Here is a 21,444-nt window from a genome sequence, read left to right on the forward strand (position 1 = left end):
CAGAGCCGTCCAGAGCCGGCCTGACTCCGGCTCGGTTCCGGGCGAGCACTGCCCAGCAAAAAAACCCGACGCATCGCGCCGGGCTTTTTCGTTTCGCTTCAGCGAACGTGCGTCGTTCGCCGATGTTTCGTCATTCGAGCGCGCCCGAACCGAAGATTTCCGTCTGCACGCGCTCCGGCGCGACGCCGAGCGCGACGAGCGCATCGCGTTGCTGCTTCATGAACGCGATCGGCCCGCAGACGTAGTAGTCGGCGTCCGGCACGAGCGCGTGGCGCTCGAGCGCGGCCGGCGTGATCCGGCCTTCGTAGTCGTGATCGACGCCGGCGCGGTCGTTCGGGCCGACTTCCTCGTAGAACACCGCGCGCTTCACGTTCGGATGCGCGTCCGTCGTGTCGTTCAGCCAGTCGCGGAACGCGTGCACGCTCGCCGACCGGCATGCGTGCAGGAACCGCACCTCGCGCTCGCTGCCCGACGCGACGAGCGTCGACGCCATCGACATCATCGGCGTGATCCCGACGCCGCCCGAAATCAGCACGACAGGCGTCGACGCGTTGCGGTTCAGCGTGAAGTCGCCCATCGGCGCGGTGACTTCGACGATCGAATCGGCGTCGACGCCATCGTGCATCAGCGTCGACACCTTGCCCGCCGGCACTTGCTCGCTGCGCCCCGCTTCGCGCTTGACCGAGATGCGCAGCCATTTGCCGTGCGGCGCGTCGGACAGACTGTACTGGCGCGGCTGATCGACGCCCATGTCGCCGACGAAGCGCTTCACCGACACGTACTGGCCCGGCTCGAACCCGGGCGCCACGCCGCCGTCGGCGGGCGTCAGGTAAAAAGACGTGATCTCGTCGCTCTCGCGCACCTTCTGCGCGACCTTGAACGGACGGAAGCCGCTCCACGCGGCGCGCTCGTACAGGTTCGCCTCCGCGCCGATCAGGATCGTCGCGAGCTGGCCGTACGCGATGCGCCACGCTTCGAGCGTGTCCGCGTCCACCGCGTCGCCGAGCACCTCGACGATCGACGCGAGCAGGTTCTCGCCCACGATCGGATAGTGCTCCGGCCGGATGTTCAGGCTCGCGTGCTTGTGCGCGATCCGCGACACGGCGCCGCCGAGCGCGCCGAGGTTGTCGATGTTCGCCGCGTACGCGTAGACCGCCTTCGCGAGCGTCTCCGGCTGGCTGCCCGTCTTCTGGTGCGTCTGGTTGAAGACGTTCTTCAGCTCGGGGTGACGCCCGAACATCCGCTGATAAAAATGCTTCGTGATCGTCGTGCCGTGCTCCGCGAGAACCGGGGCGGTCGCTTTCACTCGGGCCATTTGCTCGGCAGTCATCTGCGTCATGAAAGTATTCCTCCGTTAAACATTCGAAGACGATACATCTTTATGGACGCGCGCCCGGCGGTCAAATTGTCGCACCTCGCCACAACGGGCCTGCGATTGCAATGATGCGCATCAACGCGTTCATTGCGCGCGCGCGCGGTCCCACAGCACGTCGGCTCCGCCCGCCGCGCGGTTCAGCACCCGCGCGAGCACGAACAGCAGATCCGACAGCCGGTTCACGTAGCGGCGCGGCGGCGCGTTGAGCGGCTCGTGCGCGCCGAGCGCGACGATCGAGCGCTCCGCGCGCCGGCAGACGGTCCGGCACACGTGCGCAAGCGCCGCGCCGCGCGCGCCGCCCGGCAGGATGAATTCATCGAGCGGCGGCAGTTGCCCGTTGTAGTGCGCGAGCCAGTCGTCCAGACGCGCGAGATGCGCGTCGGTGATCGCCGCGCGCCCCGGAATGCAGAGCTCGCCGCCCAGATCGAACAGATCGTGCTGGATCGTCGAAAGCGCCGCGCGGACGTCGTCCGGCAGCGGCTCGGCGAGCAGCACGCCGAGTTGCGAATTCAGTTCGTCGACATCGCCGATCGCCGCGATCCGCGCGTCGTCCTTGCGCACGCGGCTGCCGTCGCCGAGGCCCGTCGTGCCGTCGTCGCCCGTGCGGGTCGCTATCTTGCTCAAGCGCTTGCCCATTGTGCCTCCCGTCGTTGGCGGCGGCGCGCGCCGCGTCGGTGAAATCCCTATTATCGCAGCCGCGTCCGGGGCGGCGCGCATCCATTCGGGCGTAGAATGATCCGGTCCGCCTCGCCGCGGCGCGTGCCATAAAGATCGCCTCCAAGGAGACCCGCGTGAACCACCCCGCCCCGCCGCATCGCCCGCTTCCCGCCGCCTTCGTCGACGCGCTCGCCGCCCGGTTCGGCGCGCGCCTGTCGGTCGCGCAGGCGGTGCGCGCCCATCACGGCCGCGACGAATCGCCGTTCGACCCGCAACTGCCCGACGCCGTCGTGTTCGCGCACACGGCCGACGACGTGCGCGACGCCGTCCTCCTCTGCGCGCGGCACGACGTGCCGCTGATCCCGTATGGCGTCGGCTCGTCACTCGAAGGCCATCTGCTCGCGGTGCGCGGCGGCGTGTCGCTCGATCTGTCGGAGATGAACCGCGTGCTGTCGATCGACGCCGACGATCTGACCGCGACCGTCGAGCCCGGGCTCACGCGCCGCGCGCTGAACGACGCGCTGCGCGACACCGGCCTCTTCTTCCCGATCGACCCCGGCGCGGACGCGAGCATCGGCGGGATGACCGCGACCCGCGCGTCGGGCACGAACGCGGTGCGCTACGGCACGATGCGCGAGAACGTGCTCGGCCTCACCGCCGTGCTCGCGGACGGCCGCGTCGTGAAGACGGGCACGCGCGCGCGCAAGTCGGCGGCGGGCTACGATCTCACGCGTCTTTTCGTCGGCTCCGAAGGCACGCTCGGCGTGATCACCGAAATCACGCTGCGCCTGCATCCGCTGCCCGAGGCCGTGTCGGCCGCCGTGTGCGCTTTTCCGTCGATGAGCGCCGCCGCGCGCACCGTGATCGAGACGATCCAGATCGGCGTGCCGATCGCGCGCGTCGAGTTCGTCGACGCGCTCGCCGTGCGCGCGATCAATCGCAACGCGCATCTCGGGCTCGCCGAGGCGCCGACGCTCTTCTTCGAATTCCACGGCACCGAATCGGGCGTGCGCGAGCAGGCTCAGCAAGTCGAGGCGCTCGCCGGGCAGAACGGCGGCCTGGGCTTCGAATGGGCGACGCGCCCCGAGGATCGCACGCGCCTCTGGTCCGCGCGCCACCACGCGTATTTCTCGATGCTGCAACTGAAGCCCGGCTGCCGCGCGGTGACGACCGACGTCTGCGTGCCGATCTCGCAGCTCGCCGCGTGCGTCGGGGAAACCGAAGCCGACCTGAACGCGTCGTCGCTGCCGTGCCCGATCGTCGGTCACGTCGGCGACGGCAACTTCCACGTCGCGATCCTCGTCGATCCGGCGAAGCCCGAGGAGCTCGCCGAAGCCGAGGCGCTCAACGACCGGATCGTCGAGCGCGCGCTGCGCATGAGCGGCACCTGCACGGGCGAGCACGGCGTCGGGCTGCACAAGATGCGCTTTCTCGCGGCCGAGCACGGCGAGAACGCGGTCGACGCGATGCGCGCGATCAAGCGCGCGCTCGATCCGCACAACCTGATGAACCCCGGCAAGATCTTCACGATCGACGCATGAAAACGACGACGCCGGCGACGAGATCGAACGACCACGCGCCGCGCGCCGCGCGTCGCGCAACAGGAGCAGACATGAACGCCCCCGCCGAACTGTCGGCCGATCTGCGCGCGCAGCGCCAGCGCGAAGTCGTGCAGGCGCTGATGGCCGTGCTGCCGACCCATTGCCTGCTGCATCGCGACGAGGACACGGCTGCTTACGAGTGCGACGCGCTCTCCGCATACCGCCGGCTGCCGCTCGCGGTCGCGCTGCCGGAGACCGAATCGCAGGTGCAGCGGATCGTGCAGATCTGCCGGCGCATGGACGTGCCGATCGTGCCGCGCGGCGCGGGCACGAGCCTGTCGGGCGGCGCGCTGCCGATCGGGCACGGCGTCGTGCTGTCGCTCGCGCGCTTCACGCGGATCGTCGAAGTCGATTCCTATGCGCGCACGGCGACCGTTCAGCCCGGCGTGCGCAATCTCGCGATCTCCGAGGCCGCCGCGCCGTATGGCCTCTACTACGCGCCCGATCCTTCGTCGCAGATCGCGTGCACGATCGGCGGCAACGTGTCCGAGAACTCGGGCGGCGTCCATTGCCTGAAGTACGGGCTCACGTGCCACAACGTGCTGCGCGTGCGCGGCGTGACGATCGACGGCGAGATCGTCGAGTTCGGCTCGCTCGCGCCCGACACGCCCGGCCTCGACCTGCTCGCCGTCACGATCGGCAGCGAAGGCATGTTCATCGTCGTCACCGAGGTCACGGTTCGCCTGATCCCAAAGCCGCAGTGCGCGCAGCTCGTGATGGCGAGCTTCGACGACGTCGTGAAGGGCGGCGAGGCGGTCGCCGCGATCATCGCGTCGGGCATCATTCCGGCCGGCCTCGAAATGATGGACAAGCCGGCGACGCAGGCGGTCGAGGCGTTCACGCACGCGGGCTACGACCTCGACGCGGCCGCGATCCTGTTGTGCGAATCGGACGGCACGCAGGAGGAAGTCGCCGAGGAAATCGTGCGGATGACCGCGGTGCTGCGCGAGCACGGCGCGACGCGCATCCAGGTGTCGCGCAGCGAGGCCGAGCGGCTGCGCTTCTGGTCGGGCCGCAAGAACGCGTTCCCGGCTGCGGGCCGCATTTCTCCCGACTATTACTGCATGGACGGCACGGTGCCGCGCCGCGCGATCGGGCCGCTCCTCGCGCGCATCGAGCAGATGGAGGTGAAGTACGGGCTGCGCTGCATCAACGTGTTCCACGCGGGCGACGGCAACATGCACCCGCTCATCCTGTTCAACGCGAACGACGCCGACGAGCTGCACCGCGCGGAGGCGTTCGGCGCGGAGATCCTCGAGAGCTGCGTCGAATTCGGCGGCACGGTGACGGGCGAGCACGGCGTCGGCGTCGAGAAGCTGAACTCGATGTGCGTGCAGTTCTCGCGCGAAGAGTGCGATGCGTTCTTCGCGGTCAAGCGCGCGTTCGATCCGCCCGAGCTGCTGAATCCGGACAAGGGGATTCCAACCCGCGCGCGCTGCGCCGAATACGGCCGGATGCACGTGCGCGGCGGGCTGCTGCCGCGTCCGGACCTGCCGCGCTTCTGACGCCGCCGTGCGGCCCGAGGGGAGCTTAGGGGTTCGGCCCGACTGTGCGATCGCGCCACCCCGGTAAAATCGACCGGAACGAACAACGAAACACAACGTCATGGAAGAGGACGACATCGTCGCAGGCTGGGCCGCGCGCATCCGCGACGCCGCGGCGAGCGGCCGCGCGCTGCGCATACGCGGCGGCGGCACGAAGGACTGGTACGGCCAAACGCTCGACGGGGAAATTCTCGATACGCGCGCGCATCACGGCATCGTGTCGTACGACCCGGCCGAGCTCGTCGTCACCGCGCGCGCGGGCACGTCGCTCGCCGAACTCGAGGCGACGCTCGCCGAGCGCGGCCAGATGCTGCCGTTCGAGCCGCCGCACTTCGGCCGCGGCGCGACGGCCGGCGGCGCGGTCGCGGCGGGCTTGGCCGGCCCGCGCCGCGCGACGACGGGCGCGCCGCGCGACTTCGTGCTCGGCGTGACGATCCTGAACGGCCGCGGCGACATGCTGCGCTTCGGCGGGCAGGTCGTGAAGAACGTCGCGGGCTACGACGTGTCGCGGCTGATGGCGGGCTCGCTCGGCACGCTCGGGCTGATGCTCGAGCTGTCGATCAAGGTGCTGCCCGTCCCCGCCGCCGAGGTCACGCTGAAGTTCGACATGAGCGCGACCGACGCGGTGCGCAAGCTCAACGAATGGGCGGGCCGCCCGTTTCCGCTGTCCGCGAGCGCGTGGCGCTACGGCACGCTCGTGCTGCGCCTGTCGGGCGCGGAAGCGGCCGTGAAGAGCGCGAAGAACGCGCTCGGCGGCGAAGCCGTCGACGCGGTCGAGGCCGAGCGCTTCTGGGAAGGCGTGCGCGAGCAGAACGACCCGTTCTTCTCGTCGCTCGCGCCGGGCCACGCGCTCTGGCGGCTGTCGCTGCCGTCGATCACCGAGCCGATGCAACTGCCCGGCACGCAGATGATGGAATGGGGCGGCGCGCAGCGCTGGTGGATCACCGACGCCGACGCGCAGACGGTGCGCATGAGCGCGAAGCAGGCGGGCGGTCACGCGACGCTCTTTCGCGCGAGCGAAAGCTACGACAGGAGCGCGGGCGTGTTCACGCCGCTGCCCGCGCCGCTGATGAAAATCCATCGCGGCCTGAAGACGGCGTTCGATCCGGCGCGCATCTTCAACCGCGGCCGGCTCTACCCCGATCTCTAAAGCGCGATGCAGACGAACCTCGCCGATTTCATCCGCCATACGCCCGACGGCGACGACGCCGACGCGATCCTGCGCAGGTGCGTGCACTGCGGCTTCTGCACCGCGACCTGCCCGACCTACCAGTTGCTCGGCGACGAGCTCGACGGCCCGCGCGGACGCATCTACCTGATCAAGCAGATGCTCGAGGGCGCGGAGGTGACGCGCAGCACGCAGCAGCATCTCGACCGCTGCCTCACGTGCCGCAGTTGCGAGACGACCTGCCCGTCGGGCGTCGAATACGGCCGGCTCGTCGACATCGGGCGCAAGGTCATCGAGACGAAGGTGTCGCGGCCGCTGTCGCAGCGGATCGTGCGGCGCCTGCTCGCGAGCTTCGTGCCGAACGCCGCCGTGTTCGCGCCCGTGATGCGGCTCGGCCAGCACGTGCGGCCGTTGCTGCCGAAGCGGCTGCGCGACAAGGTGCCGCCGCGCGCGCGCCTGCTCGCGTGGCCGAGCACGCCGCGCGAGCGCCGCGTGCTGATGCTCGCGGGCTGCGTGCAGCCGTCGATGATGCCGAACATCAACATCGCGACCGCGCGCGTGCTCGACGCGCTCGGCATCGAGACCGTGGTCGCGCCGGAAGCCGGCTGCTGCGGCGCGATCCGGCTGCACCTCGGCTATCACGACGAGGCGCTCGACGACGCGCGCCGCAACATCGACGCGTGGTGGCCGCACGTCGAGCGCGGCGTCGAGGCGATCGTGATGAACGCGTCCGGCTGCGGCGCGACGGTGCGCGAGTACGCGCACCTGCTGCGCGGCGATCCGGCGTACGCGGACAAGGCGCGCCGCATCGTCGAGCTGACGAAGGACCTGTCGGAGCTGCTCGGCGGCTTCGAAGCCGAGCTGATCGCGCTCACGCGCCGGCGCGCGATCCACACGGTCGCCTACCATCCGCCGTGCACGCTGCAGCACGGCCAGCAGTTGCGCGGCAAGGTCGAGCGGCTGCTGGAGGCGCTCGGCATCGAAGTGCGGCTGCCCGCCGACAGCCATCTGTGCTGCGGCTCGGCGGGCACCTACTCGCTCACGCAGCCGTCGCTCGCGTACAAGCTGCGCAAGCAGAAGCTCGCGAAGCTGCAGGCGACCGAGCCGCAGATGATCGTATCGGCGAACATCGGCTGCATCGCACATCTGCAAAGCGGCACGCCGGTGCCCGTCGTGCACTGGGTGCAGCTCGTCGAGAACCTGCTGTACGGCTGACGCCGCGCGGCGCATGCCGCGCTTCGCACGCGCCGGTCGTTTGCGCCGGTCGTTTGCGCCGGTTATCCGTATAATTCCCGCATTCGTCGCGCGCCGCGGCACGCCGTGCCGGCGCGCGTCTCACGTTTCGTTCGTCCTGCCATGTCCGATCTCGCCGCCCGCTTCGCCTCCGTTCATCGCCGCATCGACGACGCCGCCCGCGCGGCCGGCCGCGATCCGCGCGCGGTCACGCTGCTCGCGGTGTCGAAGACGTTTCCGGCCGACGCGGTGCGCGCCGCGCACGCGGCCGGCCAACGCGCGTTCGGCGAGAACTACGTGCAGGAATCGATCGACAAGATCGACACGCTCGCCGATCTGCGCGCCGAGCTCGAATGGCATTTCATCGGTCCGCTGCAGTCGAACAAGACGCGGCCCGTCGCCGAGCGCTTCGACTGGGTGCATACGGTCGACCGGCTGAAGATCGCGCAGCGCCTGTCCGGGCAGCGGCCCGCGCACCTGCCGCCGTTGAACGTCTGCGTGCAGGTGAACATCAGCGGCGAGGCGTCGAAGAGCGGCGTCGCGCCCGCGGACGCGGCCGAGCTCGCGCGCGCGATCGCCGCGCTGCCCGCGCTGCGGCTGCGCGGCCTGATGGCGATCCCCGAGCCCGCGACCGATCCCGAAGCGAAGCGCGCGCCGCATCGCGCGCTGCATGCGCTCCTCGAGCAACTGCGCGCGGGCGGGCTCGCGCTCGACACGCTGTCGATGGGCATGTCTGACGACCTAGAGGCCGCGGTCGCCGAAGGCGCGACGATCGTGCGAATCGGCACCGCGATCTTCGGCGCGCGCGACTACGCCCACTGAACCCGTCACTTCTCTCTCAACGGTCTCATTCATCATGAAAATCGCATTCATCGGCGGCGGCAACATGGCCGCCGCGTTGATCGGCGGACTCGTCAAGCGCGGCGTCGCGGCAAGCGAGCTGCTCGCCGTCGACGTCAACGAAGACGCGCGCCAGCGCGCGCAAGCGCAATTCGGCGTGCGCACGGCGGCCGCCATCGACGCCGCGCTCGCCGGCTACGACGCGATCGTGCTCGCCGTGAAGCCGCAGGCGCTCAAGGACGTCGCGACCGCGCTCGCGCCGCATCTGTCGACGCAGCTCGTCGTCAGCATCGCGGCCGGCATTCGCGGCACGGACCTGTCGCGCTGGCTCGGCGATTACGCGCGCGTCGTGCGCACCATGCCGAACACGCCGGCGCTCGTCGGCCTCGGCGTGACCGGCCTGTCCGCGCTGCCGGGCGTCGACGCGGCGGGCCGCGATCTCGCATCGAAGGTGCTCGGCGCGGTCGGCGAGACGGTCTGGTTCGACGATGAATCGCAGCTCGACGCCGTCACCGCGATCTCGGGCAGCGGCCCCGCGTACGTGTTCTATTTCATCGAGGCGCTGCAGGAAGCGGCGCGCCAGCTCGGCATGAGCGACGAGCAGGGCCGCGCGCTCGCGGTCGCGACGTTCGCGGGCGCCGCGCAGCTCGCGGTGCAGTCGGGCGAGGCCGCGAGCGTGCTGCGCGAGCGCGTGACGTCGAAGGGCGGCACGACGGCGGCCGCGCTCGCGTCGTTCGACGCGCAGCACGTGAAGGATGCGATCGTGCGCGGCGTGCTCGCCGCGCAGGCGCGCGCGAAGGAAATGGGCGACGAGCTCGGCGGAGCTTGATGACCGGCGGCGCGCTGCACGTCCGCACGGCACTCGCGATCCGCGCATCGCGTTGCGCATCAAATCGCCCTCGCCCGCAGCCACGCGGACGTCATGTCGATCAGCGTGACGACCGCAATGACGATGACGAGGAGCGCCGCCGTCTGCGCATAGTCGAACGAGCGAATCGCTTCGTACAGCACGACGCCGACGCCGCCCGCGCCGACCATCCCGACCACCATCGCCGAGCGCATGTTCGATTCGAACCGGTACAGCGCGTACGAGATCCACAACGGCAGCACCTGCGGCAGCACCGCATAGACGATCTCGTCGAGCGGCGTCGCGCCCGTCGCGCGCACGCCCTCGGCCGGACGCGGATCGATCGCCTCGACCGCCTCCGCGAAAAGCTTCGCGAGCACGCCCGTCGTGTGGACCCACAGCGCGAGCACGCCGGAGAACGGGCCCAGGCCGACGGCGACGATGAACAGCATCGCGAACACCATCTCGTTGATCGCGCGGCAACAGTCCATCGCGCGCCGCACCGGATGCAGCAGCCACGCGGGCGCGATGTTGCGCGCCGACATCAGCCCGAACGGCACGGCGCTCACGATCGAGAGCGCCGTGCCCCATAGCGCGATCGACAGCGTCACGCCCATCTCGCTCGCGTAGTGCCGCCATTCGGAGAAGTCGGGCGGAAAGAAGCCGCGCGCGAACTCGCCCATGTTCGCGGACTCGGCGAGCAGATCGAGCGGCCGCATGTCGGCGCTGCGCCACGTACCGCCGAGAATCGCGAACGCGAGCGCCCATGCGAGCCATGTGCGCCAGCCGCGGCGCGCGTCGCCCATCGGCGCGATCGGTTCGCCGGGCGCCGCGCCCGCCGGCTCGCGCGCGTTCATGGCTTGTCCGCCTGCGCGCGGGCGGCATCCGCCGCGCCGGATGCGTCGAGCGCGGCGAGCTTCGCATCGAGCGCCGCGAGCTGCGCGCGGCGCGCATCGCCCGACAGCGTCGCGTCCGCCTCGATCTTCTGCTTCTGCTGGAAGAGTACGATCTTGCGCACCGGAATCAGTTGCGCGTCCGACGACGGCGCGAAACCGACCAGGTTGCGAATGCCCGCCATCACCTCTTTCTCGTGCGGATCGGTCTTCGCGTAGCGGTAGAAGAAATCGCGCAGCGTCTGCTTCGTCGCCTCGGGCAAATCCTTGCGCCACACGAGCGGATCGGACGCGATCTGCGGCGACGTCCACAGCACGCGCACCCGCGCGTATTGATCCGGATGCTGCTTCTTCAGCATGCCGAGCACGTCGGTGTTGTTCGTCGCGATGTCGATCTTGTCGTTGACCACCGCGAGCAGATTGCCTTCGTGGCTCGACGGCAGCACCGTCTTGAACGCGGTGCGCACCGCTACGCCGCGCTGCGCGAACAGATAGTACGCGGGCACGAGCGCGCCGGATGTCGAGTTCGGATCGCCGAAGCCGAGCGTCACGTCCTTCGGGTTCCTGAACACGTCATCGAGCGTCTTGAAGCGGCTGTTCGCGTTCGTGATCAGCACCGAGTAGTAGCCGGCTTCGCCGTTCGCGTGCACGATCTTCGCGAACACCTCGCCGTTCGAGCGCTCGACCGCCTCGAGCGCCGACGCGTTGCCGAAGTAGCCGAGCTGCACCTTGTTGAAGCGCATGCCCTCGATGATGCCCGCGTAATCGGTCGCGAAGAACGCCTTCACGTCGAGGCCCGTCTTGCGGTTCATGTCGTCGATGAGCGGCTGCCAGCGGCGCTTGAGCACCGCCGACGAATCGGTCGAGATGATGCCGAAATTCAGCGTCTGCGCATGGGCGGCGGCAATGCACGCAAACGCGGCCGCGCAGGCGACGAGGGAGCGGATCAGTTTCATGGATTCGGTTCCGTCAAGGTGGTCGGGTGAATGGAGCGTCCGGCGCGCGCGATTGCGGCGCACGGTGCAAGCGGCGTCATCGCACGGACGAGGCGGCGAACATCCGGCGCGGCGAGGCGTCGCGCTCATCGCGCTCATCGCGCATTTCGTGCGCATCGCGCGTGCCGACCACGCCGCATGCGACGGCCCGCACTTCGTCGCCGACGGCGAACGGCAGATGCGCGTCGTCGCCGTACAGCGCGTGGAGCCGCTCGCGCGTGAGCGCGGCGCTCGGCCCGTCGAAGACGATGCGCCCCGCGCGCAACGCGACGGCGCGCGGACAAAACCGCAGCGCGACGTCGATCTGATGCAGCGACACGAGCACGGTCAGCCGATGATTCGCGTTGAGCGCGCGCAGCATCTCCATCACGCGCTGCGACGAAGCCGGATCGAGCGACGCGATCGGCTCGTCGGCGAGGATGATCCGCGCGCGCTGCACGAGCGAGCGCGCGAGTGCCGCGCGCTGCTGCTGGCCGCCCGACAGGTTCGCCGCGCGCTCGCGCGCATGCTCGGCAATACCGACCTCGCCGAGCGCCTGCGCGGCGAGCGCGCGGTCCGCGCGCGAAAAGCGTCCGACGAGCCGCCGCCACATCGGCACGCGCGCGAGCGCGCCGATCAGCACGTTCGTCTCGACGGACAGCCGGTTGACGAGATTGAACTGCTGAAACACGAAGCCGATGTCGCGGCGCATGCGGCGCACGTCGCGCGCGATGCGTCCGTCGCGCTGAATCGATCGGCCGAAGATGTCGATGCGCGACGGCTGCGCGTCGCTCGACGAAAAGCTCGCGATCTGCCGCAGCAGCGTCGACTTGCCCGAGCCCGACGCGCCGATCAGCGCGACCATTTCGCCCGGCGCGATCGCGAGATCGATGTCGTCGAGTCCTTTGCGGCCGTTCGGGAACGTCTTCGACAGACGTTCGATGCGGATGGCGTCCATGACACTCCCGTCGAGAGACCGGCCGATGCGGCCGGAGAGCGGATGCACGCCACTGTACGCACGCGCAATGACAATCCGGTGAATCCGTATATACGTCTAGATGTCTTGCCGCGCCTCGCGTCGAAAGCAAAACGGGCCGTCCCGAAGGGTCCGGCCCGTTCAATCGGTCGCGAATCGATTCGGCTCCCTACACGACGCGACGCCCGCGAACATACGTCGCGCGCTGCACGGGCAGCGTGCCGTGCAGCGCGACGCGCACGAAATCCGCGCGCAGCCCCGGCGCGATTTCGCCGCGATCGTGAAGCCCCGTATGACGCGCGGGCGAAGACGACACCGTGTCGATCGCGCGCGGCAGGCTCCAGTCCGCCTTGTGCACGAGGTCGAACGCCGCGCACAGCAGGCTCGACGGCACGTAGTCGGACGACAGGATGTCGAGGAGCCCCGCCTGCGCGAGCGCGAGCGCCGACACATTGCCCGAATGCGAGCCGCCGCGCACGAGGTTCGGCGCGCCCATCACCGTCGCGATGCCGTGCGCGTGCGCCGCTTCGGCCGCCGCGTGCGTCGTCGGGAACTCGGCGAGCGCGACGCCCTCTTGCGCCGCCTGCTCGACGTGCTCGATCACCGTGTCGTCGTGGCTCGCGACGGGCACGCCGAGCGCGCGGCAGCGCGCGACGATTGCGTGCCGATGCGCATCCGCGTAGCGCTGCTGCTCGTCGGCCAGCTCGGCGATCGTCGTCGCCGCTTCCTCGTCGGTCCACTTGCGATGCCGCTCCTGATAGTTGCGCCATTGCTGCGGATCCTTCCACTGCCGCTGCCCCGGCGTATGGTCCATCACCGACGCGAGCCGCAGGCGCGGATGCGCCGCGAGCGAATCGAATACGTCGATGACGTCCTCCGTCGCGATCTCGCAGCGCAGATGCAGGAAGTGCTCGGCGCGCAGCAGCCCGTGCGACGCGAAGCGCGCGAGCGCGTCCGCGCACTTCGTCTGCACGTCGCGGCCGCGCACGCCGACGTTCAGGCGCGTGCCGATCGCGAGCGCGTCGAACACCGTCGTGATGCCCGCCGCCGCGACCTGCGCGTCGTGCGTGACGAACGCCGCGTCGACGTTCCAGTACACGCCCGGCCGCGGCGCGAGATGCTTCTCCAGGTTGTCGGTATGCAGCTCGACGAGCCCGGGCAGCAGATAATCGCCCCCCCAATCGTCGGCGTCGCGCGCGGCGGTCGTCCCGCGCGACACCGCGCGGATCGATTCGCCGTCGATCTGCACGGTGCCGATGAAAACGTCGTCGCGCGTGACGACGCGCGCATTGCTGATCAACATCGTTCGCTCCGCTAAGCGTTCACTTCATCGAAGGGCAGCCGCGCGCCGCAACGGCGGGCGCAGCGGGAAACAGCGCGTCGCAACGCGCTCGCGCGTCGCCTCGTCGTGGAAGATGCCGACGATCGCCGCGCCGCGCCGGCGCACGTCGTCGATCAGCTCGGCGACGACGTCGCGATTCTCCGCGTCGAGCGACGCCGTGGGCTCGTCGAGCAGCAGCACCGGATGCTCGGCGATCAGGCCGCGCGCGATGTTCACGCGCTGTTGCTCGCCGCCCGAGAACGTCGCGGGCGCGAGCGACCACAGCCGGCGCGGCACGTTCAGGCGTTCGAGCAGGCGCGCCGCCCGCTCGGCCGCGTCGTCGTCGGGCACGCCGCGCGCGACGAGCGGCGCGGCGACGAGCGCGAGCGCCGGCACCCGCGGGATCGCGCGCAGAAACTGGCTCACATAGCCGATCACGTCGCGCCGCAGCGCGATCACCTCGTGCGGCTCGGACGCCGTCAGCACGACGTGGTCCGCCGCGCGTGCGCCGGCGCGCACCGCGATCGCGCCGCGGCTCGCGAGATAGTTGCCGTACAGGCACCGCAGCAGCGTGCTCTTGCCCGCGCCCGACGGCCCGGTGAGCGCGACGCACTCGCCCGCGTCGACATCGAGCGATACGTCATCGAGCGCGTCGATCATCATGCCGCCGTGCGCGTGCAACGTGAACGTCTTGCCGACGCCGACCGCGTGCAGCATCAGCGCCGCGTTGTTTGCAAATGTGTCGGCAAATGCGTTATCGCATGCGCGAGCGGGAGCGAACGATTCGATGGTTTGCATCCCGAACCTCATACCGGTAGAACGGACGACACGAGCATCTGCGTGTACGGATGTTGCGGATCGTCGAGCACCTGATCGGTCAGCCCCGATTCGACGATCTCGCCGCGCTGCATCACCATCAGCCGGTGCGCGAGCAGCCGCGCGACGCCGATGTCGTGCGTGACGATCAGCATCGACAGCGCGAGCGTCGACGTGAGCGCGCGCAACAGGTCGAGCAGGCGCGCCTGCACCGACACGTCGAGCCCCGCGGTCGGCTCGTCCATGAACACGAGACGCGGCCCGATCACGAGATTGCGCGCGATCTGCAGGCGCTGCTGCATGCCGCCCGAGAACGTCGACGGCAGATCGTCGATCCGCGCGGGGTCGAGCTCGACGCGCGTCATCCAGTCGACGGCCGTCTCGCGCAGCCGCCCGTAGTGGCGCGCGCCGACCGCCATCAACGGCTCGCCGATGTTCGCGCCCGCCGACACGCCGCCGCGCAGCCCGTCGCGCGGGTTCTGCGTGACGAAGCCCCATTCGGTGCGCATCAGCGCGCGCCGCTGCGGCTCGTCGAGCGCGAGCAGATCCATGCGCTCGCCGTCGCGGCCCGTATAGCGCAGCGCGCCCGCGTCCGCCCCGGTTTGCAGCGACAGCACGTTCAGCAGCGTCGTCTTGCCGGAGCCCGATTCGCCGACGATGCACAGCACTTCGCCCGGATACAGATCGAAGCTCGCGTTCGCGAAACCGTTGCGGCCGCCGAAGCGCTTCGTCAGCCCGCGCGCGCTCAGAAGCGGCGTCATGTCGTCTCTCCTACCGGTTGTTCGGCGTCGGGCTGCGGCGACGGCCGCGCGCCGCCGCCGCGACGTTCGCTGCAATAGTCGCTGTCCGAGCACACGAAACGGCGCGTGCCGCGATCGTCGACGATCATCTCGTCGAGAAAGCTCTCGCGCGAGCCGCACAGCGCGCACGCGGCATCCCAGCGCTGGACTTCGAACGGATGATCGTCGAAATCGAGGCTCGCGACCGGCGTGTAAGGCGCAATCGCGTAGATGCGGCGCTCGCGCCCCGCGCCGAACAGTTGCAGCGCCGGGTTCATGTGCAGCTTCGGATTGTCGAATTTCGGAATCGGCGACGGCGAGCTCAGATAGCGGCCGTTGACGATCACCGGGTAATCGTACGTCGTCGCGATGCTGCCGTGATGCACGATGTCCTCGTACAGCTTCACGCGAATCAGCCCGTAATCGGCATGCGCGTGCAGCTTCGCGCATTCGGTCGCTCGCGGCTCGAGGCGAAAGAGCGGCTCCGGCATCGGCACCTGATAGACGAGGATCTGGCGCTCGGTGAGCGGCGTCTCCGGAATGCGGTGGCGCGTCTGGATGATCGTCGCGTCGGCCGTTTTCTTCGTCGTCGCGACGCCCGCGGTGCGCGCGAAGAAGCGGCGAATGTTGACCGCGTTCGTCGTTTCGTCGGAGCCCTGATCGATCACCTTCAGCGTGTCGTCGCGGCCGATCAGCGCCGCCGTCACCTGGATGCCGCCCGTTCCCCAGCCGAACGGCAGCGGCATCTCGCGCGACGCGAACGGCACCTGATAGCCCGGCACCGCGACCGCCTTGAGCAGCGCGCGGCGGATCATCCGCTTCGTCTGCTCGTCGAGGTACGCGAAGTTGTAGCCTTCGGCGGCGCTCGCGTCGGGCGCGGCCGCGGCGAGATGGTCGGGCGCGTTCATCGGGACTCCTCGGTTTGCGCGTCGGCCCGTTCGGCATCGGCGCGCGCATTCGTGTTCATGTCCGCGTTCGCCTGCACCGCGTGTTCGGCACGCAGGCGTCTCACGAGCTCGAGCTCGGACTGGAAATCGACGTAGTGCGGCAGCTTCAGATGCTGAACGAAGCCGGACGCCTCGACGTTGTCGCTGTGCGACAGCACGAACTCCTGATCCTGCGGCGGCGAATTCGCGGTTTCGCCGAGCTCGGACGCGCGCAGCGCGCGATCGACGAGCGCCATCGCAATCGCCTTGCGCTCCGAATGGCCGAACGCGAGGCCGTAGCCCTGCGTGAAGCGCGGCGGCTCGCCGTCGCCGCCCGAAAAATGATTGATCATCTGGCACTCGGTCACGTCGATCTCGCCGATCTCGATCGCCTCGCCGCCCAGTTCGTCGAGCGCCATCTCGACGGCGACGGTGCCGAAGCGCAGCTCGCCCGCGAACGGATGCGAGTTGCCGTAGCCGCGCTGCGTCGCGTAGCCCATCGCGAGCAGAAAGCCTTCGTCGCCGCGCGCGAGGTTCTGCAGGCGCGTCGCGCGATCGGCCGGAAACGCGAGCGGCTCGCGCGACAGATCGCCCGGCGCGCCTGCGTGCGCCGTCGGCCGCTCCTCTTCGATCAGGCCCTCGTCGTTCAGCAGCGCGATCACGCGCGGAGCCGGCGGCGCAGACGCTGCCGCATCGGCTGCCGCATCGGCCGTCGCTCGCGCCGGTTCGGCTTCGTCGGGCTCGCGCCGCGCGCCGCCTTCGGCGAGCAGCGCGAAATCGAGCAGCCGCTGCGTGTAATCGTAGGTCGGGCCGAGCAACTGGCCGCCCGGAATGTCCTTGAACGTCGCCGAGATCCTTCGCTCGAGCCGCATCGCGCCGGTATCGATCGGCGCCGTGTAGCCGAAGCGCGGCAGCGTCGTCCGGTACGCGCGCAGCAGGAAGATCGCCTCGACGAGATCGCCCGCCGCCTGCTTGATCGCGAGCGCCGCGAGCTCCTCGTCGTACAGCGAGCCTTCCGTCATCACGCGCGCGACCGCGAGGCGCTGCTGCCCGCGAATCTGCGCGACGCTCAGTTCGGGCACGGCGGTTGCGCCGCGCCGCGCTTCTTCGAGCAAACGCCACGACGCCTCGATCGCGCGCTCGCCGCCCTTGACCGCCACGTACATCAGCATCCCTCCACGATCGTCGTGCGCGGCAGGCCGATCAGCGTATCGCCGCACACCAGATAGCAATCGATTCCACGCGGAAAGCGCGGGACGAAGTGCGCGCGCTCGCGCCAGAACGCGTGGGGCACGCCCGCCGGCGCGATCGTGCGCGCATCGCGAATGCCTGGCCCGCGCAGCGTGCGCGGCTCGCCGTCCGTCAGCGACGCGACGCGCAGGAACAGCGTCACCGCATGCTCGGGCGCTTGCGGCTCGCCGCTCGCGAAGCGCCGCAGCGACGGCAGCGCGCTCGCGTCGTCGATGTAGGCGAAGCAGGCGGCGCGCGGATCGTCCGCGATCGGCGCGCCCGTATGGAAACGCAGCGCCGACGCGAGCGCCGCGTCCGGCGTGCCGAGAAACACCGGCGTCGAGCCGTCGCACAGCGTGAGAAGCGAAGCGAACGCCGAGGGCGCGACGCGCATCGTGGGCGCGGCGTCCGAGCCGCCCGCGCCGACCGGCTCGATGCGCCCGGGCGTGCCCGGGCGCGCCATCGCGTCGAGCAGCGTGCGGAACACGCGCTGCGTGGCTTGCACCGGGTCCGCGAAGCCGGGGGCGACGTCGGCGAGCGAGAAACGCGTATCGATCATCGTCAATCGCCTCGCACCATCGTGAAGAATTCGACGCGCGTCGTCGCGACTTCGCGCGAGCGCGCGGCGCGCGCTTCGGCAAGGCGTGCGCGAAACGGCTCGATCAGCGCGGCGCGCAGCCGCGCCTGGCGCTCCGGCGTCTGCAACAGCGCGTCGGCAAGCGCGACGAGCTCCGCGCGCCGCTTGTCGCGGCCGAGCACGTATGCGATGCCGACCGTCGCGCCATTCGCGCGATCGCCCGACGCGCCGCGCAAGCGCAGCGCGGCGCGCGTGACGGTCGCCTCGCCGAGATTGAACGGATCGCCCGTGCCGCCGATACGCCCGCGCACCATCGCGAGCCCGGTCTCCGGCGCGCGCAGCCAGTCGAACGCGGGCGCGGGCGCGCCGTCGAGCGCGCGATCGAGCGCCCCTTCGAGTTCGGCGCGGGGAATTTTCGCCAGCACCGCGAGCCAGTCGCGTCGCGCGGCGTGCGAGGAGGAAACGGCTGAAGCGCTCATCTGAACTCCATCGGAATCGGAGCCTGCATTTAACCATCCGATTGTCTAAACGTCTAGACGTCTATATGTAAAATACGACTTGTCGACACAGACGGAAATTTTCACAAAACCGCCACTGGCCGCGCACTACAATGCGCTGCATGCCCATTGAAACGCAACGCAATGACAACGCCATGACATCTGTCGACCACCTCTTGCAGGACTCGCCGCTCGAGCGCGGCAGCGGCGTCTCGGTGTGGCGGCAGATCGAGCAGATCCTCGCCGCCGAGATCGCCGCGAACGGCTTCGGCGAAGACGGCCGGCTGCCGAGCGAAGGCGAGCTCGCGAAACGCTTCGACGTCAATCGCCACACGGTGCGCCGCGCGATGCTCGGGCTCGCCGCATCGGGCCTCGTGAGCGTCGAGCAAGGCCGCGGCACGTTCGTGCAGTCGGGCGCGATCGACTATACGATCGGCCGCCGCACGCGCTTCACCGAAAACCTGAATCGCCACAATCACGCAGCCGTCGGCAAGATGCTGTCCGCCGCGCGCGTGAAGGCCGACCCGGCCACCGCGAAGGCGCTCGGCCTGCGCGCGGGCGCTTACGTGTACCGGATCGAATCGATCCACGAGGCGGACGGCGTGCCGCTCACCTACGCGCGCAGCGCATATCCGGCCGCGCGCTTCGCCGATTTGCCCGCCGCGCTCGAGCGCACCGACCGCGTCACCGACGCGCTCGCCGAATACGGCGTGGCCGACTACCTGCGCAAATGGAGCCGCATCGGCAGCGTGCTGCCGGAGGCCACGATCGCGCGCCGGCTCGGCATCAACAAGCAGCAGCCGGTGCTGTGGGTCGAGAACGTCGACGTCGATGTCGACGGCACGCCGATCAAATACGGCACGACCTACTTCGCGGCCGACCGCGTGCAGTTGCTGATCGAAAACGACAACGTGCCCGGCCATGCGCGCTGATCTCGCCGCACGGTCCGGCACCGCGCGCTTCGCCCTCTATTACGCGCCGCCGCGCGCATCCGCCTGGTGGCGCGCCGGCTGCGCGTGGCTCGGCCGCGATCCGGAAGACGGCGCGACGCTCGCGCCGCCGCAGCCGGGCGCGCTGCGCCGGCCGGTGGACGCGCTGACGGTCGCGCCGCGCCGCTACGGCTGGCACGCGACGCTCGTCGCGCCGTTCGCGCTGCGGCCGGGCGTCGCGGCGGGCGATCTCGTCGCGGCCGCCGCGGATTGGGCGCGCACGAGCGCGCCGCTCGCGATCGACGTCGACGTCGCGGCGCTCGGCGCGTTCGTCGCGCTGCGGCCGGCGCACGCGCACGGCGACGACGCGCTGCGCGCGCTCGCCGCCCGCGCGCTCCACGCGCTCGCGCCGCTGCGCCGGCCGCCGGGCGAAGCCGAGCGCGCGAAGCGCGCCGCCGCGCCGCTGACCGAGCGCCAGCGCGCGCTGCTCGCCGAATGGGGCTATCCGTACGTGCTCGACGAATACCGGTTCCACATGACGCTGTCCGATTCGCTCGACGATCCGGCCGAACGCGCCACGCTGATCGACTGGTGGAAAGCGGCGGCCGCTCCGCTCGGGCCGCTGCCCGTCGATCATGCGGCGATTTTCGTCGAAGCCGAGCCGGGTGCGCCGTTCATGCTGTGGAAGCGGCTGCCGTTCGGCGAACGCGGCGCCGAAAGCACCGAATGCGCCGAATGCGCCGCTTCGGTCGATTCCGTCGATCCGGTCTATTCCGGCGAGGGGCGGCGATGAGCGCCGAGCGACTCGTCTATGTGATGGGCCCGTCGGGCGCAGGCAAGGACTCGCTGCTCGCGTATGCGCGCAAGCACGTGTGCGAGCAGCGCGTCGCGTTCGCGCATCGCTACATCACGCGCAAGAGCGACGGCCACGAGAACCACGTCGAGCTCGCGCGCGACGAATTCGCCGCGCGCTCGCAGCTCGGCTTCTTCGCGCTCGAATGGACGAGCCACGGGTTTCGCTACGGCGTCGGCGTCGAGATCGACGCGTGGCTCGCGGCGGGCAGCGTCGTCGTCGTCAACGGCTCGCGCGCGCATCTGCCGGCCGCGCTCGTCCGCTATCCGCGAATGCGCGTCGTGCACGTCGACGCCGCGCCGCACGTGCTCGCCGAGCGCCTCGCCGCGCGCGGCCGCGAAACCGCCGACGAGATCGGCGCGCGTCTCGCGCGCAGCGTGCGCTGGGTCGTGCCGGACGGCGTCGCGCTCACGGCAATCGACAATTCCGGCACGCTCGACGATGCGGGGCGCGTGCTGGTCGCGCTGCTCGAAGGGCTCGCGCGAAGCTGACGCGAGGCGGGCGACGCGCCGCTTACAACGCGGCCAGCGCGTAATGCGCGGCGATCCCCGCGAACAGCGCGCCGCCCAACCAGTTGTTGTGCCTGAACGCGGCGAAGCACGCCATCCGCTCGCGATCCCTGATCAGCGTGTAATGGTAGATCGAGCAGCCGGCCGCCGCCGCCCAGCCCGCCCAGTACGGCCAGCCGAAATGCAGCGTCGCGCCGAGCCACGCGTAGATGCCGAGCATCGCCGCGTAGCAGAGCATGATCGCGAGCACGTCGTGGCGGCCGAACGTGATCGCCGACGTGCGCATGCCGATCTTCAGGTCGTCGTCGCGATCGACCATCGCATACGCGGTGTCATACGCGACCGACCAGCACACATTGGCCGCCAGCATCGTCCACGCGATCACCGGCACCGTGTCCTGCACGGCCGCGAACGCCATCGGAATCCCGAAGCCGAACGCGATGCCGAGATACGCCTGCGGAATCGCGAAGAAGCGCTTCATGAACGGATAAGTCGCCGCGACGAACACCGCGACGACGGACAGCTCCTTCGTCAGCGCATTGAGCGGCAGGATCAGCAGGAACGACACGAGCGCGAGCCCGACCGCGATCGCGACCGCCTCCCATGCGCGAATCTTCCCCGACGTGAGCGGCCGCTCGGCGGTGCGCTTCACGTGGCGGTCGAAATCGCGATCGGCGTAATCGTTGATCGCGCAGCCGGCCGAGCGCATCAGCAACGTGCCGAGCGCGAAGATGACGACGAGCGACGGCGACGGATGACCGTCGGACGCAATCCACAGCGCGTTGAGCGTCGGCCAGAGCAGCAGCAGGCTGCCGATCGGCTTGTCCATCCGGATCAGCCGCAAATAGAGAGGAAAACGGGCGAGCATCGGCGAGAACGGGCGGCGAGCCCGGAAACGT

21 protein-coding genes and 1 pseudogene are annotated in these 21,444 nt (G+C 69.9%); 9 read left to right on the plus strand and 13 right to left on the minus strand.

Features of this window, described 5'->3' with window-relative positions:
• Positions 1 to 130: 130 nt before the first annotated feature.
• Both hmpA and WS92_RS25575 read right to left on the minus strand, forming a co-directional pair.
• Positions 131 to 1,339 (minus strand): NO-inducible flavohemoprotein, encoded by a 1,209-nt coding sequence (gene hmpA, locus WS92_RS25570; RefSeq protein ID WP_059930977.1) that lies wholly within the window; start codon positions 1,337 to 1,339, stop codon positions 131 to 133.
• A gap of 120 nt (positions 1,340 to 1,459) precedes the next feature.
• A complete protein-coding gene (locus tag WS92_RS25575; RefSeq protein WP_006025351.1) occupies positions 1,460 to 2,011 on the minus strand; it encodes a cob(I)yrinic acid a,c-diamide adenosyltransferase in 552 nt (183 codons plus the stop codon).
• 155 nt (positions 2,012 to 2,166) lie between these two features.
• On the opposite strand from WS92_RS25575, the gene WS92_RS25580 reads away from it, so the two are divergent.
• From WS92_RS25580 to proC, 6 genes are all read left to right on the plus strand, one after another.
• On the plus strand, positions 2,167 to 3,573 hold the full coding sequence (locus WS92_RS25580) for an FAD-binding oxidoreductase (protein ID WP_059930979.1): 1,407 nt from the start codon (positions 2,167 to 2,169) through the stop codon (positions 3,571 to 3,573).
• Positions 3,574 to 3,644: 71 nt separating this feature from the next.
• Positions 3,645 to 5,138: an FAD-linked oxidase C-terminal domain-containing protein gene (locus tag WS92_RS25585; protein ID WP_059931139.1), complete on the plus strand. Its 1,494-nt coding sequence runs from the start codon at positions 3,645 to 3,647 to the stop codon at positions 5,136 to 5,138.
• 100 nt (positions 5,139 to 5,238) lie between these two features.
• Entirely contained in the window at positions 5,239 to 6,327 is a 1,089-nt protein-coding gene (gene glcE, locus WS92_RS25590) for a glycolate oxidase subunit GlcE (protein ID WP_059930981.1), read from the plus strand.
• 6 nt (positions 6,328 to 6,333) lie between these two features.
• A complete protein-coding gene (gene glcF, locus WS92_RS25595) occupies positions 6,334 to 7,560 on the plus strand; it encodes a glycolate oxidase subunit GlcF (protein ID WP_006025346.1) in 1,227 nt (408 codons plus the stop codon).
• Positions 7,561 to 7,701: 141 nt separating this feature from the next.
• Entirely contained in the window at positions 7,702 to 8,400 is a 699-nt protein-coding gene (locus tag WS92_RS25600; RefSeq protein WP_015600401.1) for a YggS family pyridoxal phosphate-dependent enzyme, read from the plus strand.
• A gap of 34 nt (positions 8,401 to 8,434) precedes the next feature.
• Positions 8,435 to 9,247 carry a pyrroline-5-carboxylate reductase gene (gene proC, locus WS92_RS25605; protein WP_059930983.1) on the plus strand — a complete coding sequence of 271 codons (813 nt, stop codon included), beginning with the start codon at positions 8,435 to 8,437 and terminating at the stop codon, positions 9,245 to 9,247.
• Between the two features lie 59 nt (positions 9,248 to 9,306).
• Here the strand turns inward: proC and phnE are convergent, their stop codons facing one another.
• The 10 genes and pseudogenes from phnE to phnG form a co-directional block, all read right to left on the minus strand.
• Positions 9,307 to 10,122, minus strand: a complete 816-nt coding sequence (gene phnE / locus WS92_RS25610; protein ID WP_059930985.1) for a phosphonate ABC transporter, permease protein PhnE — start codon at positions 10,120 to 10,122, stop codon at positions 9,307 to 9,309.
• Entirely contained in the window at positions 10,119 to 11,114 is a 996-nt protein-coding gene (phnD, locus tag WS92_RS25615; protein WP_015600420.1) for a phosphonate ABC transporter substrate-binding protein, read from the minus strand. The genes phnE and phnD overlap by 4 nt, the downstream gene beginning before the upstream one ends.
• A 76-nt stretch (positions 11,115 to 11,190) precedes the next feature.
• The gene (gene phnC, locus WS92_RS25620) at positions 11,191 to 12,090 is read right to left on the minus strand and encodes a phosphonate ABC transporter ATP-binding protein (RefSeq protein ID WP_059930987.1); all 900 of its coding nucleotides are present in this window, start codon (positions 12,088 to 12,090) and stop codon (positions 11,191 to 11,193) included.
• 187 nt (positions 12,091 to 12,277) lie between these two features.
• Positions 12,278 to 13,411 carry an alpha-D-ribose 1-methylphosphonate 5-triphosphate diphosphatase gene (locus WS92_RS25625; RefSeq protein ID WP_059930989.1) on the minus strand — a complete coding sequence of 378 codons (1,134 nt, stop codon included), beginning with the start codon at positions 13,409 to 13,411 and terminating at the stop codon, positions 12,278 to 12,280.
• Between the two features lie 11 nt (positions 13,412 to 13,422).
• A pseudogene (phnL, locus tag WS92_RS25630) lies at positions 13,423 to 14,227 on the minus strand (phosphonate C-P lyase system protein PhnL).
• A gap of 8 nt (positions 14,228 to 14,235) precedes the next feature.
• Entirely contained in the window at positions 14,236 to 15,006 is a 771-nt protein-coding gene (gene phnK / locus WS92_RS25635) for a phosphonate C-P lyase system protein PhnK (protein WP_006025338.1), read from the minus strand.
• On the minus strand, positions 15,003 to 15,932 hold the full coding sequence (locus WS92_RS25640) for an alpha-D-ribose 1-methylphosphonate 5-phosphate C-P-lyase PhnJ (RefSeq protein ID WP_006025337.1): 930 nt from the start codon (positions 15,930 to 15,932) through the stop codon (positions 15,003 to 15,005). The genes phnK and WS92_RS25640 overlap by 4 nt, the downstream gene beginning before the upstream one ends.
• Complete coding sequence (locus WS92_RS25645; RefSeq protein WP_059930994.1) at positions 15,929 to 17,122, minus strand: carbon-phosphorus lyase complex subunit; 1,194 nt, start codon at positions 17,120 to 17,122, stop codon at positions 15,929 to 15,931. The genes WS92_RS25640 and WS92_RS25645 overlap by 4 nt, the downstream gene beginning before the upstream one ends.
• Positions 17,116 to 17,745, minus strand: coding sequence for a phosphonate C-P lyase system protein PhnH (gene phnH / locus WS92_RS25650; RefSeq protein ID WP_167359288.1), 630 nt, complete (start codon positions 17,743 to 17,745; stop codon positions 17,116 to 17,118). Before phnH ends, WS92_RS25645 begins: the two co-directional genes overlap by 7 nt.
• Entirely contained in the window at positions 17,742 to 18,236 is a 495-nt protein-coding gene (phnG, locus tag WS92_RS25655) for a phosphonate C-P lyase system protein PhnG (RefSeq protein ID WP_059930996.1), read from the minus strand. Before phnG ends, phnH begins: the two co-directional genes overlap by 4 nt.
• A gap of 173 nt (positions 18,237 to 18,409) precedes the next feature.
• Here phnG and phnF point away from each other — a divergent pair, with 173 nt between their 5' ends.
• The 3 genes from phnF to phnN are packed head-to-tail and all read left to right on the plus strand — an operon-like array spanning position 18,410 to position 20,527.
• Positions 18,410 to 19,186 carry a phosphonate metabolism transcriptional regulator PhnF gene (gene phnF, locus WS92_RS25660; RefSeq protein WP_059930998.1) on the plus strand — a complete coding sequence of 259 codons (777 nt, stop codon included), beginning with the start codon at positions 18,410 to 18,412 and terminating at the stop codon, positions 19,184 to 19,186.
• Positions 19,176 to 19,976 carry a DUF1045 domain-containing protein gene (locus WS92_RS25665; protein ID WP_059931000.1) on the plus strand — a complete coding sequence of 267 codons (801 nt, stop codon included), beginning with the start codon at positions 19,176 to 19,178 and terminating at the stop codon, positions 19,974 to 19,976. Before phnF ends, WS92_RS25665 begins: the two co-directional genes overlap by 11 nt.
• Entirely contained in the window at positions 19,973 to 20,527 is a 555-nt protein-coding gene (phnN, locus tag WS92_RS25670) for a phosphonate metabolism protein/1,5-bisphosphokinase (PRPP-forming) PhnN (protein ID WP_015600757.1), read from the plus strand. The genes WS92_RS25665 and phnN overlap by 4 nt, the downstream gene beginning before the upstream one ends.
• 22 nt (positions 20,528 to 20,549) lie before the next feature.
• Here phnN and ubiA read toward each other — a convergent pair whose 3' ends face one another.
• Complete coding sequence (gene ubiA / locus WS92_RS25675) at positions 20,550 to 21,413, minus strand: 4-hydroxybenzoate octaprenyltransferase (RefSeq protein ID WP_015600831.1); 864 nt, start codon at positions 21,411 to 21,413, stop codon at positions 20,550 to 20,552.
• Between the last annotated feature and the right edge of the window lie 31 nt (positions 21,414 to 21,444).

This window comes from Burkholderia sp. MSMB1588 (assembly GCF_001546925.1).
Lineage (GTDB): Bacteria > Pseudomonadota > Gammaproteobacteria > Burkholderiales > Burkholderiaceae > Burkholderia > Burkholderia humptydooensis.

What these genes read in the sequence shown, in the direction of transcription:
- WS92_RS25640 (WP_006025337.1), bottom strand. Translation starts at nt 15,932, where the DNA reads ATGAACGCGCCCGACCATCTCGCCGCGGCCGCGCCCGACGCGAGCGCC.
- phnD (WP_015600420.1), bottom strand. Translation starts at nt 11,114, where the DNA reads ATGAAACTGATCCGCTCCCTCGTCGCCTGCGCGGCCGCGTTTGCGTGC.
- glcF (WP_006025346.1), top strand. Translation starts at nt 6,334, where the DNA reads ATGCAGACGAACCTCGCCGATTTCATCCGCCATACGCCCGACGGCGAC.
- glcE (WP_059930981.1), top strand. Translation starts at nt 5,239, where the DNA reads ATGGAAGAGGACGACATCGTCGCAGGCTGGGCCGCGCGCATCCGCGAC.
- WS92_RS25575 (WP_006025351.1), bottom strand. Translation starts at nt 2,011, where the DNA reads ATGGGCAAGCGCTTGAGCAAGATAGCGACCCGCACGGGCGACGACGGC.
- phnE (WP_059930985.1), bottom strand. Translation starts at nt 10,122, where the DNA reads ATGAACGCGCGCGAGCCGGCGGGCGCGGCGCCCGGCGAACCGATCGCG.
- phnG (WP_059930996.1), bottom strand. Translation starts at nt 18,236, where the DNA reads ATGAGCGCTTCAGCCGTTTCCTCCTCGCACGCCGCGCGACGCGACTGG.
- WS92_RS25665 (WP_059931000.1), top strand. Translation starts at nt 19,176, where the DNA reads ATGCGCGCTGATCTCGCCGCACGGTCCGGCACCGCGCGCTTCGCCCTC.
- phnC (WP_059930987.1), bottom strand. Translation starts at nt 12,090, where the DNA reads ATGGACGCCATCCGCATCGAACGTCTGTCGAAGACGTTCCCGAACGGC.
- phnN (WP_015600757.1), top strand. Translation starts at nt 19,973, where the DNA reads ATGAGCGCCGAGCGACTCGTCTATGTGATGGGCCCGTCGGGCGCAGGC.
- hmpA (WP_059930977.1), bottom strand. Translation starts at nt 1,339, where the DNA reads ATGACGCAGATGACTGCCGAGCAAATGGCCCGAGTGAAAGCGACCGCC.
- WS92_RS25625 (WP_059930989.1), bottom strand. Translation starts at nt 13,411, where the DNA reads ATGTTGATCAGCAATGCGCGCGTCGTCACGCGCGACGACGTTTTCATC.
- WS92_RS25645 (WP_059930994.1), bottom strand. Translation starts at nt 17,122, where the DNA reads ATGCTGATGTACGTGGCGGTCAAGGGCGGCGAGCGCGCGATCGAGGCG.
- proC (WP_059930983.1), top strand. Translation starts at nt 8,435, where the DNA reads ATGAAAATCGCATTCATCGGCGGCGGCAACATGGCCGCCGCGTTGATC.
- WS92_RS25585 (WP_059931139.1), top strand. Translation starts at nt 3,645, where the DNA reads ATGAACGCCCCCGCCGAACTGTCGGCCGATCTGCGCGCGCAGCGCCAG.
- ubiA (WP_015600831.1), bottom strand. Translation starts at nt 21,413, where the DNA reads ATGCTCGCCCGTTTTCCTCTCTATTTGCGGCTGATCCGGATGGACAAG.
- phnF (WP_059930998.1), top strand. Translation starts at nt 18,410, where the DNA reads ATGACATCTGTCGACCACCTCTTGCAGGACTCGCCGCTCGAGCGCGGC.
- phnK (WP_006025338.1), bottom strand. Translation starts at nt 15,006, where the DNA reads ATGACGCCGCTTCTGAGCGCGCGCGGGCTGACGAAGCGCTTCGGCGGC.
- WS92_RS25600 (WP_015600401.1), top strand. Translation starts at nt 7,702, where the DNA reads ATGTCCGATCTCGCCGCCCGCTTCGCCTCCGTTCATCGCCGCATCGAC.